The organism is Streptomyces sp. NPDC003077 (assembly GCF_040611095.1).
In the GTDB taxonomy this organism is placed as follows: Bacteria; Actinomycetota; Actinomycetes; order Streptomycetales; family Streptomycetaceae; genus Streptomyces.
Map to the genome: position 1 here is coordinate 50,218 of NZ_JBEXNM010000039.1, position 15,116 is coordinate 65,333.

Genomic DNA, 15,116 nt, shown 5'->3' on the forward strand with positions numbered 1-15,116 from the left:
GCAATATGCTCAAAATGCATTTTATGCGTCCCTTCATCGCAACTTCGCTCGGCGTCGCGTGCACCGCCGCCCTCACCCTGCCGCTCGTGCTCCCCGCCGGAGCGAACGCCACCGGGGCCGCCCTCCCTGCCACCGCCGCCTCTCAGAGGCGATCGGTGTCCGACGACCCCGCCGCCTCCCGATCCGCTCCCGCCGCGCCGCCGGACGGGATTCCGGGCGCCACCCACTCCCTGCCGCTGGTGCGCCTGGCCGCGTCGGGCCGTGCGGCGAGCGGCGCCGTGCGCGGGCTGCCCGCCCGCAAGGTCGCGCCGTTCTCGCTGGTCGGCGTCGTCTGGAAGGACCCGTACGAGGAACTGCGCGGGCGCGTGCAGGTGCGCACCCGCGCCACGGGCACGGGCACCTGGTCCGGTTGGCAGGAGGTGCAGGCCCACGACGACGACGCGCCCGACCCCGGCGCGGAGGAACTGCGCGGCCGGACCGTCCGCGGCGGCACGGCGCCCCTGTGGGTGGGCGACTCCGACGCCGTCCAACTGCGGGTCACCCCCGAGCGCGCGGGCCGTCGGGCGCCGGCGCCGCTCCCGGAGGGCCTGCGCCTGGAACTCGTCGATCCGGGGCGGTCGGACGCCGATGGGGAGACGGCGGGCCAGGAGGGAGCCGGACCGAGGGCTTCCGGGCAGGAGGGCCAAGAGAGCGCCGGTCAGGAGCACGCCCCGGCGGCCCGGAGGGCCAGCCCCGCTCCCTACGAGTCGCAGGAGTCGCAGCGGCCGGGCGAGTCGCCGGACCCGGAAGCCGCCGCGAGCTCCGCCGTCAACGCCCAGCTTGCGCAGCTCGGCGCCGCCGTCATCCCGGCGCTGGACAAGCCGGCGTCCGAAGGCGACCTGGCCGCGGCGGACGACGAAGGGCGGGGCCCGGACGCCCGGCGGCACGTCGGCCCGCGACCGCGCATCGTCACCCGGGCCGGCTGGGGAGCCGACGAGAAGCTGCGCGAGAAGGACTTCGCCTACACCAAGACCGTGCGCGCCGCGTTCGTCCACCACAGTGCCACCGGCAACAACTACCGGTGCGCGCAGGCCCCTTCGGTCGTCCGCGGCATCTACCGCTACCACGTGCGCAGCAGTGGCTGGCGCGATCTGGGTTACAACTTCCTCGTCGACAAGTGCGGCACGATCTACGAAGGCCGGGCAGGCGGCGTTGCCAAGCCGGTCATGGGCGCGCACACTCTCGGTTTCAACACCGACAGCATGGGTGTCGCCGTCCTGGGCTCCTTCGGGAGGGCCAACCCGACGCGGTCCGCCGTCGACGCGCTCGCCCGGCTGACGGCCTGGAAGCTCGGGCTGTACGGCGCCGACCCGAGCGGTACGACCTACCTGGTGTCCGGAGGAGGCAACAAGTTCAAGAAGGGCCGCAAAGTCAGGATGCGCGTCATCGCGGGCCATCGGGACGGCTTCACGACCGAGTGCCCCGGACGCCGCCTCTACCGGAAGCTCGGCGCCGCCCGCACCGCGGCGGCCCGTCTACAGGGCCGCTGAATGTCCATTTGAACCGATCTGCCTACACTGGTCCGCCGATTCGGCCGACCCCAGCAGGAAGCAGAGACGACACGGTGACTGAAGCGATCCTCCTGGTCGGCGGCAAGGGCACGAGGCTGCGCCCGCTGACGGTGCACACGCCCAAGCCGATGGTTCCGGCGGCCGGTGTGCCCTTCCTGACCCACCAGTTGGCCCGTGCCCGCGCGGCCGGCGTCGAGCACGTCGTCCTCGCCACGTCCTACCTGGCCGAGGTGTTCGAGCCATATTTCGGTGACGGGTCCTCCTTGGGGCTGCACTTGGAATACGTCACCGAGGAGGAACCGCTCGGCACCGGCGGCGCCCTCCGCAACGTCGCCTCCCGGCTGCACGCGGCCCCCGGAGACCCGGTGCTGGTCTTCAACGGTGACGTCCTGACGGGCCTGGACATCGCGTCCCTGGTGGACACCCACCGCACCACGGGCGCCGATGTGTCCCTGCACCTCACCCGGGTCGCCGACCCGCGCGCGTACGGGCTGGTGCCCACCGACGAGGCCGGACGGGTGACGGCCTTCCTCGAAAAGCCGCAGACCCCCGAGGAGATCGTCACCGACCAGATCAACGCCGGCGCGTACGTCTTCACCCGCTCGGTCATCGACACCATCCCGAACGACCGGCCGGTCTCCGTCGAACGCGAGACCTTCCCCGGGCTGCTCGCCGACGGCGCCCACCTCCAGGGCCTGCTCGACTCCACCTACTGGCTCGACCTCGGCACCCCGCACGCCTTCGTCCGCGGCTCCGCCGACCTGGTGCTGGGCCGCGCGCCCTCCCCGGCCGTGCCCGGCCCCCGGGGCGAGTACCTCGTCCTGGACACCGCCGACGTGGCCCCGGACGCCAAGCTGGCCGGCGGCACCGTCATAGGGGCCCGCGCCCGCGTCGGCTCGGGGGCGGAGGTCACCGGCAGCACCGTGCTGGACGGCGCTGTCGTCGAGCCGGGCGCCCAGGTCCGCGACTCCCTGATCGGCACGGGCGCGCGCGTCGGGGCCCGGACGGTCCTGGAGGGCGCCGTCATCGGCGACCACGCGGCGGTCGGGCCGGACAACGAGCTGCGGGACGGCGTCCGGATCTGGTGCGACTCGCGGATACCGGCGGGTGCGGTGCGGTTCTCGTCGGATCAGTGAGGGGGAGGGGCGTGGGGGCCCGATCGGGGGTCGGGCCCTGAGGTGACGGCCTGGGGGCGGGGTGCCCTATGGCGGCCACTGTGTGCGGTCCTGGGCGCCGTGATCAGTGATCGGTTTCTTCTGTCCGTGAGAAGCCGCCGGATGGCGCCCGGTGATCGGCTCTCCGTCCCGCCCAGGACGGATGACGGCCGGAGCGTGTGCGGTGCCCCACACCGCGCTCCATGATCCGTTACCCGTCCCGCCGTGCCACCAGGCCACACGCACCCGTGACGCCTCACGAGCCTCCCCCGCCCGCTTCGGCTCACCCGTCACCTCCACCCCGGATTGCTTACCCTGTCCGGATGTCCGCCACCCGCACCTGGGCCCCGCCCGGCCCGTACGACCTGCGCGGCAACCTGGGCGTCCTGGGACGTGGGCCCGGCGACCCGGCGTTCGCCGTGCACGGCGGTGCCGTCTGGCGGGCCAGCCGTACGCCGGAGGGGCCGGCCACGCTGCGCGTGCGGCCCCGCGCGGGCGAGGGGCTGATCGAGGCCGAGGCGTGGGGCCCGGGCGCGACCTGGATGCTGGACGGGCTCCCCGCGCTGCTCGGCGCGGCGGACGACCCCACGGCCTTCGCACCCCGCCACCGCCTCCTCCACGAGGCGCACCGCCGCAACCCGGGCCTGAGGCTCGTCCGTACCGGGCTGGTCATGGAGTCACTGGTCCCGGCCATCCTGGAGCAGAAGGTCACCGCCCACGAGGCGTACCGCGCCTGGCGGCTGCTCCTCCAGCGGCACGGCGAGCCCGCGCCCGGCCCGTGGGAGCGGCTGCGCGTGGCACCCGACCCGCACGGCTGGGCGCTGATCCCCTCCTGGGAATGGCACCGGGCGGGCGTGGACCTCAAACGCTCCGCCACCATCATCCGCGCCGCCCGCGTGGCCCGCCGCCTCGAAGAGGCCGCCACGATGGACCTGCCCCGGGCGAGCGCACGGCTCCAGGCGGTGCCGGGCATCGGCCCCTGGACCGCCGCCGAGACCCTCCAGCGCTCCAACGGCGCCCCTGACGCGGTCACCGTCGGCGACCTCCACCTGCCGGGCATCGTGGGCTACGCGCTCACGGGACGCCGCGGGGCCACCGACGCGGAGATGCTCGAACTCCTCACCCCGTACGCGGGGCAGCGGTACCGCGCCACACGGCTGATCCTCCTGTCGGGCCGCGTCCCGCCCCGCCGCGCCCCGCGCTTCCCGATCGGGAACATCGCGGCACTGTGAGACCGGGCGGGCGACTCACCGCGTCCGGCAGGCACGGCGCCCTCCAAGGCGCGGGCGGACGCGCGGGAGAGGCCCGTCCGGACGTGCAGGGAACCCGTTCGGGCGCATACGGAAGCCGTTCAGACGCATACGGAAACGCACCCGGGCGCATACGGAAGCCCTCGTCCGTCCGGATGTGCACGGGAACCCCGGCCGGACGCATACGGAATCCGTTCAGGCGCATACGGAAACACGCCCGGGCGCATACGGAAGCCCCCGTCCGTCCGGATGTGCACGGAAACCCAGCCCGGACACATACGGAACCCATTCGGGCGCATACGGAAACGCACCCGGACTCATACGGAAGCCCCCGTCCGTTCGGACATGCGGGGAAACCCCCATCCAGACCCAAACGGAGCGCCTCCAGACACATACGGAAACCCGCCCGGACGCATACGGACACCCCGCTCCGCCCGCACACCCCCGTCAGCGCACCACCACGAAGTCCTCCGCGTCCCGGGCCGGGCGCTCCTTGGGTGGCGCGGCCGGATGGCCGACGGCCACCGCGCCCATCGGGTCCCATTCCGCCGGCAGGCCGAGCACGTCCCGTACGACCTCGCGGCAGAACATCGTCGAGGAGATCCACGCCGAGCCCAGCCGCTCCCCGGCCAAGGCGATCAGGAAGTTCTGGATGCCCGCGCCGTTCGCGACCACGAACATCTCGCGCTCGGACGCGTTGCGCCGCGCGTCCGGGTAGGTGTGCGAGCCCGTCATGACCAGGCAGGGCACCACCAGGTAGGGCGCCTTGCGGAGCACGTCGCCGCGCCGCACCCGTTTGGCGATGCTCTCCTCGCTGAAACCGTCGCCGCGCAGATCGGCGATCCACGCGTCCCGCATGGCGTCCAGCAGCCGCAGCCGGGTCTCCGCGGACTCCAGGAGGACGAAGCGCCAGGGCGTCGTGTGATGCGGCGCGGGGGCGGTGACGGCCGCCGCGACCGCCCGCCGCACGGCTCCGCCGTCCACCGGCTCGTCGGTGAACTCCCGCACCGTCCGCCGCAACGTGACGGCCTCCCGCACGGCCTCGGAGGTGCCCAGCCGGAACATGTCGTCCGCGGCGGTACGGATCAGCGCCCGCGCCCCGGCCCCGTCGTCCGGCCCCGGGCCGGTCGTCACCCGGCGCAGACCGCGCACCACCGCGACCGGCAGCCCGTTCGCCTTGCCCTTGACGAGGTCGCCGGCGGCGGCCAGCTCGTCCGCCGTGGCGACCACCGTCGTCGCCAGCGGGTTGCCGTGCGTGTCCACGCCGCCGCGCAGGTCGTCCAGGACCCGCAGCCCGGCCGCGCCGATCGCGATGTCGGTCACCCCGGTCCGCCACGGCCGACCGAACGTGTCGGTGACGAGCACGCCGACGTCCACGCCCAGCGCCGCGCGCAGCCCGTCGCGGATGGCGCGGGCCGACGCGTCCGGGTCCTCGGGGAGCAGCAGCACCGTCCCGGCGGGGGTGTTGGAGGCGTCGACGCCCGCGGCGGCGCTGATGAGGCCGAGGCGGTTCTCCACGATGCGCAGCGTCCCGCGCCGGGCCACCACGCGCACGGTCTCCTGGTCGATGGCCCGTTCCCGGTCCTCGGCCTGGAGGACGCGGCCCTCCGCCTTGCTGACGATCTTGGACGTGACCACCAGCACGTCACCGTCGGCGAGCCCGGGCGCCCCACCGCCGGTCACCGCCTGGGCGATCAGTTTGCCGAGGTTGTCCCCGGGCCGGACCTCGGGCAGGCCCGGCAGCGCCCATACCTGGTACGCGGGAACGGCGGCCTCTCGGGCCGTGTCCGAATCGGCCGGCTGGGCGGCGGTGCCTGGAGGAGCGCCGTTCGTACCGGCCTGCCAGAGAGGAGCGTCGGTTTCCTGCGGCGGCGAAACGGTTCCGTTCACCGCGGTGAACGCGCCGGACCCGGCGTCACCCCCGGGCGCTTCCCCGGCGGCTTCCGGTCCCCCCGTGGCGCCCGGCTCCGGCGTGGGCGGGGTCTGGCTCATCCGCGGACCTCCTCGGCCAGCGCCAGCGCCTCGGCCGCCATCGCGGAGGTGGCTTGAGGGTCCGTCATCAGCAGCGGCACGGCCCGGCAGCGGATGCCCGCGGCCTCGACCTCGTCCACCGCGCCCGCGTCCACCGTGTCCACGAGCCAGCCGTCCAGCAGCCCGGAACCGTAGTGCCGGGCCACCGCCGCCGCCGTGCTCTCGACGCCCACCGCGGCCAGCACCTTGTCCGCCATGCCGCGCACCGGCGCGTTCCCGACGATCGGCGACAGCCCGACCACCGGCACCCCGGCGTCCGCGATGGCCTCCCGAATGCCGGGAACCGCCAGGATCGTCCCCACGCTCACCACCGGGTTGGACGGCGGGAAGAGCACCACGTCCGCCGCGCCGATCGCCTCCAGCACCCCGGGCGCCGGCTTGGCCTGCTCGGCGCCGACCGGCACGACCGCGTGCGCGGGCTGCCCGGCGCGCAGCCGCACCCAGTACTCCTGGAAGTGGATGGCCTTGCGCTCGCCGTCGATGTCCACCGCCACGTGGGTCTCCACCCGGTCGTCGGACATCGGCAGCAGCCGCACGCCCGGCTTCCAGCGCGCGCACAGCGCCTCGGTCACCGCGCTGAGCGGGTAACCGGCGGCCATCATCTGCGTACGGACGATGTGGGTGGCGAAATCCCGGTCGCCGAGCCCGAACCACTCGGGCCCGACGCCGTACGCCGCCAGCTCCTCCTTCACGCGGAAGCTCTCGTCCGCCCGTCCCCAGCCCTGCTCCTCGTTGATGCCGCCGCCGAGGGTGTACATCACGGTGTCGAGATCGGGACAGACCTTCAGCCCGAACAGGTGGATGTCGTCGCCGGTGTTCCCGATGACCGTGATGTCCGCGTCGGGAGCCGCTGCTTTCAAACCCCGCAGAAAGCGGGCGCCGCCGATACCGCCGGCCAGAACCACAATGCGCATGCACGCAGTCTGTCAGCCACCGGCGTGACCGGTGAGGGGTGGTGGCGCGGCGTCCCCGACATCCCGTCAGGGGCCCGGATCCGCTCGCCACTGTCCGCGCGGTCGCAGCCGCCGCGGCGCCGACGACGCGTCAACCGGCTGCCATACGAGGTCACACCAGCCGTTGCGCACGCGCCCCTATGGGCGTGCCGACCGCGTGCCGTCCGCAGCCACGACCCGTCACTGTGTGGGCGCCGGATGGGCCGTGGCGCCGGCGCCACGGGCCCGGATGCCGAGGACGCCGGCGCAGTGCATCGGCATCTCCGTGAGACCGGGGTGGTAGATGTGCAGGCTGACGGCGGGCGTCAGCGCCGTATTGACGATTTCGTGGACGTAACCGGGCGCGAAGACCCGCTGGTCGCCCGCGACGAGGGAACGCCGGTCCGCGTCCGGCGAACCGCCACCGGGCCGGGCCGGCAGTGAACGCTCCGTCAGCTCGCCCTCCAGCACCGTCAGCACCCCGCTGGACCGCCCGTGGTCGTGCAGCCCGCTGCCCTGGCCCGGCACCCAGCTCAGCAGCCACACCTCGTAGCCGGGGCCGGTGCGCAGGCGGTGGTACCAGCGGGTGGTGGCGTCGTACCGGACGAGCGGAGCCCAGCTCGCGCGGTCGGCCGCGATCGTCCGGGCCAGGCCCGCGAACCCGGCGACCGTGGAGGGGTGGGCGGGCACGGGCGGGAGGAGGTGCGGAAGGGCGAGCGGGTCGCCGGCGATCTCGACGTCGCTGTTCATGGTTCGGGTTTCCTCAGGGAGAGCGCTGCGCCCGGAAGGGGGCGCGACGGCGGTTTCAGGACTGCGAGGGTGCTGCGGAGGCGGTGCGGGGACGCGGTGCCGGACGGGGCGGGGAGCCGCGGCGGTACGGGTCCGGATACGCCGGCGTCACGGGCGCGACGCGAGCCAGGGGTGCCACGACTCAGCGGTGCCACGACTCAGCGGTGGCGGAGCGCCGGAGTGCTACCGGCGGGACGGGCTGGAGCGCGATGGCTTCAACAGCTCGAACAGCGACAGCGGGCCTGGACAGCGCAAAGGGACCCGTAAGCACGGGCCAGACGGAGCGCGGGGGCCACTGACATGGGTCCAGGCAACCGGCTGACACGACACGCTGTCAACCGGGTGTCTGGTTTGAGCCGAATGATTCACCTTTTCCGGTTACTGTGCCCGGCGAAAGGTTTGTTCAGCGAAAGCCGGGGAGAAGTCGCCCAGCAGCCGAACGCCCAAACGTCGTTGCGGTCTCGTGATCGGAATGTGATCCGGCCCGCTTTGGCGGGAGGTGCGCAACTGGTCGCGGCGTTGACCACGTCCTTGAGTGAGAGAGGCGTGTGGTTGATGATGCGGTCGGGAAAGTGTCCTGGTTTCTGATGATTTGAACACTTTCTGCGTGGGCTTGGTTCCGCAGGGTGAATAAGAGGCCCAATAGCAGATCTCGGCTTGACTGGCCCGGATCGGCACACTTGTAATTTCACTCGTGTCGTTCAGCCGCATCGATAACGGCTGCATCACGGGGACGTAAAGACAGACGAGGGGCGCACATGACCGAGCTGTTCCAGGAATTGCTGGTCGAGGAGGCGGACGAGGAGCTCGGCTGGCAGGAGCGCGCCTTGTGCGCTCAGACCGATCCCGAATCCTTCTTCCCTGAGAAGGGCGGTTCCACCCGCGAGGCCAAGAAGGTCTGCCTCGCGTGCGAGGTCCGTTCGGAATGCCTTGAATACGCGCTCGCCAACGACGAGCGTTTCGGCATTTGGGGAGGCCTGTCCGAGCGCGAACGACGCCGGCTGAAGAAGGCCGCGGTCTGACGGACCGGCGTCCGGCGGCGCACGACCACAGCAACCACTCGACGACACCCGACCTCACCTCACGGACCATGCGTACTCGGCAGCACACCACGGCCGCGCGGACCTCGCGGCACATAGCGGCGGATCGCTCCGGGCGGCGCCGTACGCCGGCCCGCTTCCCGGGCGACGTCCCGCACGGCAGACCCCGGCGGTTCCTCGCACCGCCCAGCGGACGCCGGCGCATATGCCTTCGCACCGGTCCGGCGACCAGCGGCCCGCCTCCCCCGCGGAGGCGGGCTTTTCTGTGTCGGTGACCTGCATGGCGGGCGGTGGGCAACTCGATCGGGCGTTGAGGGTGGGGAGGTCGGTGGGGGTGGGTTGTTTTCCGCTCCGTCGCTGACGGTGACGGCCCGGACCTGGCTCTCGGGGTTGCCGTAGCCCGGTCACCGGTCACCGGTCACCGTGCGCCGTCGCCAGGCCGCCGGTCACTGTGGGCCGTCGCATGGCCGCCATACGGGAGCGCCGTTGGCGAGGAGGAAAGGCCGGGGCGGGAGGTGCGGCGGGCCGTGATGCCGCGGGCCTGGGCGGGGGCGGCCCGGTGAGGCGCCGGAGGCGGGCCGCCCCGGGTGGGTGCCTCATTGCTGCCTGCCGTCGCTGTCACCCCACAGTCGAACGAGCACACGCCCGACGAGCAGGTAACCCGCAGCCTCCACTGTGACCGGCGTCACGCGGTGAACCACTAATGTGGGGCCCCGTCCGAGACGCGGGAAGGCCCCGTCCCGGGCCGTCGCGTCCACCGCAGCGCGGCACCCCGCTCCGGAGGCGCCGCGCCGGGGGAGGATCCCCAGACCCTCGGGAAGGGCCGCACCACGATGTCCGCGTATCGCCGGCCGGCAGCACCGGCCGTTTCACCCCCGGACGTCGCCCCGGAGTTCCCGCGGCACGTCGTCACCGCCGTCCTCGTCGCCCACGATGGCGCCCGATGGCTGCCCGACGCGCTGGCCGGGCTCCTCGGCCAGGAACGCCCCGTCCAGAACGCCATCGCCGCCGACACCGGCAGCGCCGACGACTCCGCACGCCTGCTGGCCGAGGCGCTGGGTGAGGACCGTGTGCTGCACCTGGCCCGTCGTTCCGGCTTCGGAACCGCCGTCGACGAGGCGGTGCGCGCCGCGGGCACGCTCACACCGGACGACCTCCCGTACCTGAAGCGGCCCAGCGGCTGGGACCCGATTACCCGCGCCTGGCGCGACGACGCCTACGACCTGCCGGAATTCCCGCACGGCGAACCCGTCCAGTGGCTGTGGCTCCTGCACGACGACTGCGCCCCCGAGCCCGGCGCACTCGCCGCGCTGCTGCGGGTCGCGGACGCCGACTCCGGCGCTGCCGTCGTCGGCCCCAAACTGCGCAGCTGGTACGACCGCCGGCAACTGCTGGAAGTGGGCGTCGGCATCACGCGCGGCGGACGTCGCTGGACCGGCCTGGACCGGCGTGAGCAGGACCAGGGGCAGCACGACCAGGTGCGCGCGGTGCTGTCCGTCTCCAGCGCCGGGATGCTCGTCCGCCGCGACGTGTACGAGCGACTGGGCGGGTTCGATCGACGGCTGCCGCTGATGCGCGACGACGTGGACCTGTGCTGGCGCGCACAGGCCGCCGGCCACCAGGTGCTGGTCGCACCGGAGGCGGTGCTGCGGCACGTCGAGGCATCCGCGCGCGAGCGACGGCCGATCGATTGCGCCGGCCGCGCGGCCCGCCCCGGGACCAAGGGGCGTTCGCTGCGCGGCCCCACCCCGCACCGTGTCGACAAGTCGGCAGCCGTCCACACCCTGCTCGCCAACACGCGGGGTCCTCTACTGCTGTACGTGCTGCCGCGACTCGTCCTGGGGACGCTGCTGCGGGCGTCGGGCTATCTGGTGGGCAAGGCGCCCGGTCAGGCGCTGGACGAGTTGGCCGGCCTCATGGGCGTGCTGCTGCGACCGAGCCGCATCCTGGCCGCGCGGCGCAGCCGGGGCCGCCCCACCGTGGCCGCGAGCGAACTGCGCCCACTGTTCCCGCCCCCCGGTGCGACACTGCGGGCCGCGGTGGAACAGCTTGCCGGCGACCTCGGCGGCCGATCCGCGCCGGACGCCGGCTCCACCGGACGGCACGGCGCCGTGGAGTCGGGTCCAGGCGGTGAGGACGCGGACTTCCTGGAGGTCGAACAGTTCGCGCGGCTGAAGCGGATCGCCCGCCGGCCCGCGCCGGCGCTCTTCCTCGTCCTGCTGCTGGTCACGCTGGTCGCGTGCCGCGGGCTACTGGGTCCGGGCACACTGGCGGGCGGCGCGCTGCTGCCCGCACCTGGTGGTCTGAGCGATCTGTGGGCGACCTACCTGGACAACTGGCACGGCGTCGGCATCGGCGGCAGTACCTCCGCACCGCCGTACCTGGCGATTCTCGCCGCGGTGGCGACGGCCCTGTTCGGCAGCCCGAACCTTGCCGTCACGGTGCTCATGGTGTGCTCCGTGCCGCTGGCCGGACTCACCGCCTACTTCACGTCCCGCCCCCTGGTCTCCTCCCGGCTGCTGCGTGCTTGGGGGAGCACCGCCTACGCGTTGCTGCCAGCCACTACCGGCGCGCTGGCCGACGGACGGATCGGCACCGCGGTCCTGGCCATCGTGTTGCCGCTGATGGCACGGGCAGCCGTCGCCACCGCGGGGCTGCGACTGCCGCTCGGGGGCCGGCCGGGCTGGCAGGCCGTTTGGGCATACACGCTCCTGCTGACGGGGACCACGGCTTTCACGCCGATCGTCTGGCCGATGGCCGCGGTACTGGGTGCGGCTGTCCTGGGAGGACGCGCCCTGTACGGCAGGAAGACCGGCGTGGACGCGCGGCTGTCGCCCCATGGGCTGCGGTTCCTGGCCGTCGTCGGCACGCCGCTGCTCGTCCTCGCACCCTGGTCCCTGAGCCTGCTCACGCATCCGAGCCGCTTCTTCCTGGAGGCTGGCCAGAGCCAGGACGTTGGCACGGCCTCCGCCCTCGACCTGCTGGTGATCAGCCCTGGTGGACCAAAGGGCGGAGGAAGCCCGCTGCTCTTGGGCCTGGTGCTGGTGGCACTGGCCGCGACACTCCGCGCGGAACGGCGGCTCGCGGTCCGTACGGCTTGGCTCGTCGCGCTGACCGGGCTGCTGGCCGCAGCGCTCACCAACGGTTTCGGATGGGCCGGCCCGGCGGCGCTGGTCTACGGGCTGGCGCTGCTGTGTGCCGTCGCCGTTGGCGCGGAGGACATCCGCTCCCGCATGACCGCGCTGGGCTTCGGCTGGCGCCAGCCCGCCGCTGCACTGCTCGCTCTGCTCTCGGCGCTCGCTCCGCTGTACGCGGCTCTGAGCTGGATGAGCACAGGCGCCGACGGGCCACTGCGGCGCCGCGACCCCATCCAGGTTCCCGCCTTCGTCGCGGAGGAGTCCGGGACTCCCGACCAGCCGCGCACGTTGGTGCTCGATGGCGCGCCCGGGCGAGTCTCCTACACCCTCGTCCGCGGTCCCGGCGTTCGCCTGGGCGATGCGGACCTGGCAACCCGGACAGGCCAGGACCAGCGGCTGAACGACATCGTCGCGCATCTGGTGGCGGGTTCCGGAGCGGATCAGACCGGCCAACTCGGCGGTTACGCCGTGCGCTATGTCCTCGTCCGCGATGGAGCGCCCCGCGCGACGGGCCGGGTGCTGGACACCACGCCGGGGCTGACCCGGCTCAGTCAGGAGGGCGGCAGCGCCCTGTGGAGGGTGGACCGACGCATCTCACGGGTCACGATCGAGACCGGTGTGCCCGGCGGCGGCGCGAGAAACGACTCCGAGGCGATCCCGGTCGCGGCGGAGCCCGTGGAAGCGCACACGGACCTGCCCACCGGTCCCCGCGGACGTGTGCTGCGCCTCGCGGATGCCGCCGCTTCCGGCTGGCGGGCCACCCTGGACGGTACGGCGCTCAAGCCGGTCACGCTCGACGGATGGGCTCAGGGGTTCGTCTTGCCCGAGGCGGGGGGCCGACTGGACCTGACATACGAGGCGCCGTTCGGGCACACAGCCTGGCACTGGGCCCAGGGCCTGCTCGCCGGCGCCCTCGTGGTGCTCGCGCTGCCGGGACGACGCAGGAATGTAGACGACGACCTCCTGGAGGAGTCGTCCATCACCGTGCCCACGCAGCCGGTCCCCAAGGAAGGACGCCGAGCCCGCCGCCTTCGGGCCGCAGCCGAGGTGGCGGGCGAGGACACCCCAGGGCCCGAACCAGGCGTCGGGTCGGCACCTGAGGGTGCGAGCGTTCCGGCCGCCGATCCATACGGGGAGGTGCCGACGCAGCGCACGTACGACGAGGGACACGGTTTCCAGGACCAGTCGGTGCGACACGCGCCACAGGGCTCCCGCGGGCAGCCGACCCCCTGCGAATCCCAGCAGCCCCGTGCATGCACGTCCGGTGCCGACTCGCAGGCGCAGCAATACGCGGGCCAGTACGGCAACCCGCACGCGACCCCATACGGAACCTCGTACAGAGGGGCCGCCCAGTCCCAGGACGCCGAAGACGCCGGCCTCGTGGACCCGACTGACGAACTTTTCCCGCCGTCCGCAGATCCCTACGAGGTCGCGGTGGATCAGGTCCACGCCTACTGCCCGCACCCCTACTCCTACGGTGACCGGCACCCGCAGTCGCCGCACGACGGCGATACAGCACATCCCGGCTCGTCCCCCGAGCCCCGCAGGGACGGGAGCGCACAGCGGTGAACCGCAACATGCTGCCCTTTGTGGGAGCCGTGGTGGCGATCGCAGCCGTCACCGGAGTGGCAGCCCTGGCCGGGCCGGGCGGTACGGCGGAGACGACGGTCCAGAGGGGCGGCCGGCTCCCCGTTGAGCGCTCCGCGCTGCTGTGCCCGGCTTCCACTCCGCCGGGCGCCGGAAACACGACGTACGTCTCCTTCGCACCCGGAAGCGCGGACACCCGAGCGAGGCTGAGGTCCGGAACGGCCGAGCTGCTGCCGCTCGTGTCCGGTGTCGGGGGCAACGGCCGGGCTGGAGAGAGCAAGGGCAAGGACGACAAAAAGAACGGTAAGAACAGCGAGGAAGGGAAGGCCCGCGATACGGCGAAGCCCGTGGTGCCCTTGCTGAGGACGGGGAAGCCCGCGACGGCGACGACGGACCAAGCGGACGCTCCCGCGCTCGCGGGCATCGCGGACGGCGCGTTGGCCCCGGGCTGGAGTGTGCAGCAGACCACCGCCGTCCCCGCGGGCAAGGGGCGTGGTCTGCTCGGTGTGGCGTGTGCGGCCCCGGATACGGACTTCTGGTTCCCGGGAGTGAGCACTGCGAGGGAACGCCAGGACTACGTCCACCTGACGAACCCGGATGCCGCGCCGGCCGTGGTGGACCTGCGACTGCATGGTCCTGACGGGCCGCTGCCGTCCTCGTCCGGTGAAGGTGTCATTGTGCCGCCGCACTCGTCGGTGCCGGTGCTGCTCTCCACCCTGACCGGTTCGGCGATGGCTGATGCGGCGCTGCACGTCACCGCGCGCGAGGGGCGAGTCGGTGCGGCCGTCCAGGCCGCCGACGCCGGGCGGGGCGGTGACTGGCTGCCCGCCGCGGTCGTTCCGGCACGTGGCGTGGTGTTGCCGGGGATCCCGGCTGATGCCGCGTCCGTTCACCTGGTCGCCGTCGCGGCCGGTGGCGCCGATGCCGACGTGGAGGTCCGGCTCGCCACTCCCTCCGGCACGATCGCTCCGGCCGGGCTGGAGAGCCTGCACGTCAAAAGCGGGATGACGACAGTGGTCGACCTGGGGAGCGTCACGAAGAGCGAGCCGGGTTCGCTGGTGCTCAGACCGGCCGACGGATCCCGGGGTCTCATCACGGCGGCGCTGCGGGTCACCCGTGGCAAGGGGAGCAAGCAGGAGGTGGCGTTCATCCCGGCGACCCGTCCGGTGGGCGCGCGGGCCACGGCAGCCGACAACCGCTCCCGGGGCGGCACCCTCTCGCTCGTCGCCCCCGGACCGGGCAAGGCCGTCACCGTGAAGGTCACCGCGTCGGCGGGCAGCGGGGGTGGTACGTCGGTCGCCAAGACGTACACGGTCGAGGGCGGGAGCACCTTGGCCGTCGACCCACCGGTCCCGAGCGGGCTGAAGGGAAGCTACGCCCTCACGGTCGAGCCCGAAGCGGGTGGCGGCCCCCTCTACGCGGCGCGCACGCTGACCCTGCCGCACGGCGGCGTACCAGCCTTCACGATCCAGGCGCTCCCGGATGATCGAGGGACGATCGCGGTGCCCGCGGCCCGGCAGGACCTGTCGCTGCTGACGGACTGAGCCGGGCGCAGGTGCACCGGCCAGGTGGGACGGGGCAGGGCGGGGCCGGCCGGAGACGGCTGCACGCCCCGCCGCGTAAGGCCCGGTGCCGGGCATGCCGCA

At 73.2% G+C, this 15,116-nt stretch carries 9 protein-coding genes; 6 read left to right on the forward strand and 3 right to left on the reverse strand.

Features of this window, described 5'->3' with window-relative positions; all coding sequences use genetic code 11:
* Positions 1-23 precede the first annotated feature (23 nt).
* The 3 genes from ABZX96_RS24005 (at position 24) to ABZX96_RS24015 (ending at position 3,936) form a co-directional block, all read left to right on the forward strand.
* Positions 24-1,529, forward strand: coding sequence for a peptidoglycan recognition protein (locus ABZX96_RS24005; RefSeq protein WP_355547934.1), 1,506 nt, complete (start codon positions 24-26; stop codon positions 1,527-1,529).
* Between the two features lie 74 nt (positions 1,530-1,603).
* Complete coding sequence (locus ABZX96_RS24010; RefSeq protein ID WP_355547937.1) at positions 1,604-2,686, forward strand: NDP-sugar synthase; 1,083 nt, start codon at positions 1,604-1,606, stop codon at positions 2,684-2,686.
* A gap of 341 nt (positions 2,687-3,027) precedes the next feature.
* Positions 3,028-3,936, forward strand: coding sequence for a DNA-3-methyladenine glycosylase 2 family protein (locus ABZX96_RS24015; RefSeq protein WP_355547939.1), 909 nt, complete (start codon positions 3,028-3,030; stop codon positions 3,934-3,936).
* 465 nt (positions 3,937-4,401) lie between these two features.
* On the opposite strand, the gene ABZX96_RS24020 is transcribed toward ABZX96_RS24015, so the two are convergent.
* The 3 genes from ABZX96_RS24020 to ABZX96_RS24030 all read right to left on the reverse strand — a co-directional run bounded on the left by ABZX96_RS24020 (position 4,402) and on the right by ABZX96_RS24030 (position 7,667).
* A complete protein-coding gene (locus tag ABZX96_RS24020) occupies positions 4,402-5,946 on the reverse strand; it encodes a coenzyme F420-0:L-glutamate ligase (protein WP_355547942.1) in 1,545 nt (514 codons plus the stop codon).
* A complete protein-coding gene (cofD, locus tag ABZX96_RS24025; RefSeq protein WP_355547945.1) occupies positions 5,943-6,899 on the reverse strand; it encodes a 2-phospho-L-lactate transferase in 957 nt (318 codons plus the stop codon). Before cofD ends, ABZX96_RS24020 begins: the two co-directional genes overlap by 4 nt.
* A 219-nt stretch (positions 6,900-7,118) precedes the next feature.
* A complete protein-coding gene (locus ABZX96_RS24030) occupies positions 7,119-7,667 on the reverse strand; it encodes a cysteine dioxygenase family protein (RefSeq protein ID WP_355547948.1) in 549 nt (182 codons plus the stop codon).
* Between the two features lie 797 nt (positions 7,668-8,464).
* Here ABZX96_RS24030 and ABZX96_RS24035 point away from each other — a divergent pair.
* The 3 genes from ABZX96_RS24035 to ABZX96_RS24045 all read left to right on the forward strand — a co-directional run bounded on the left by ABZX96_RS24035 (position 8,465) and on the right by ABZX96_RS24045 (position 15,014).
* On the forward strand, positions 8,465-8,728 hold the full coding sequence (locus ABZX96_RS24035) for a WhiB family transcriptional regulator (RefSeq protein ID WP_003983763.1): 264 nt from the start codon (positions 8,465-8,467) through the stop codon (positions 8,726-8,728).
* Positions 8,729-9,579: 851 nt separating this feature from the next.
* Complete coding sequence (locus ABZX96_RS24040) at positions 9,580-13,452, forward strand: glycosyltransferase family 2 protein (protein ID WP_355547951.1); 3,873 nt, start codon at positions 9,580-9,582, stop codon at positions 13,450-13,452.
* Positions 13,449-15,014, forward strand: coding sequence for a DUF5719 family protein (locus ABZX96_RS24045; protein WP_355547954.1), 1,566 nt, complete (start codon positions 13,449-13,451; stop codon positions 15,012-15,014). The genes ABZX96_RS24040 and ABZX96_RS24045 overlap by 4 nt, the downstream gene beginning before the upstream one ends.
* Positions 15,015-15,116 lie beyond the last annotated feature (102 nt).

Excerpts from the sequence above, each read along its gene's own strand:
- ABZX96_RS24020 (WP_355547942.1), bottom strand. The coding sequence starts at position 5,946 with ATGAGCCAGACCCCGCCCACGCCGGAGCCGGGCGCCACGGGGGGACCG.
- ABZX96_RS24005 (WP_355547934.1), top strand. The coding sequence starts at position 24 with ATGCGTCCCTTCATCGCAACTTCGCTCGGCGTCGCGTGCACCGCCGCC.
- ABZX96_RS24035 (WP_003983763.1), top strand. The coding sequence starts at position 8,465 with ATGACCGAGCTGTTCCAGGAATTGCTGGTCGAGGAGGCGGACGAGGAG.
- ABZX96_RS24015 (WP_355547939.1), top strand. The coding sequence starts at position 3,028 with ATGTCCGCCACCCGCACCTGGGCCCCGCCCGGCCCGTACGACCTGCGC.
- ABZX96_RS24030 (WP_355547948.1), bottom strand. The coding sequence starts at position 7,667 with ATGAACAGCGACGTCGAGATCGCCGGCGACCCGCTCGCCCTTCCGCAC.
- ABZX96_RS24040 (WP_355547951.1), top strand. The coding sequence starts at position 9,580 with ATGTCCGCGTATCGCCGGCCGGCAGCACCGGCCGTTTCACCCCCGGAC.
- cofD (WP_355547945.1), bottom strand. The coding sequence starts at position 6,899 with ATGCGCATTGTGGTTCTGGCCGGCGGTATCGGCGGCGCCCGCTTTCTG.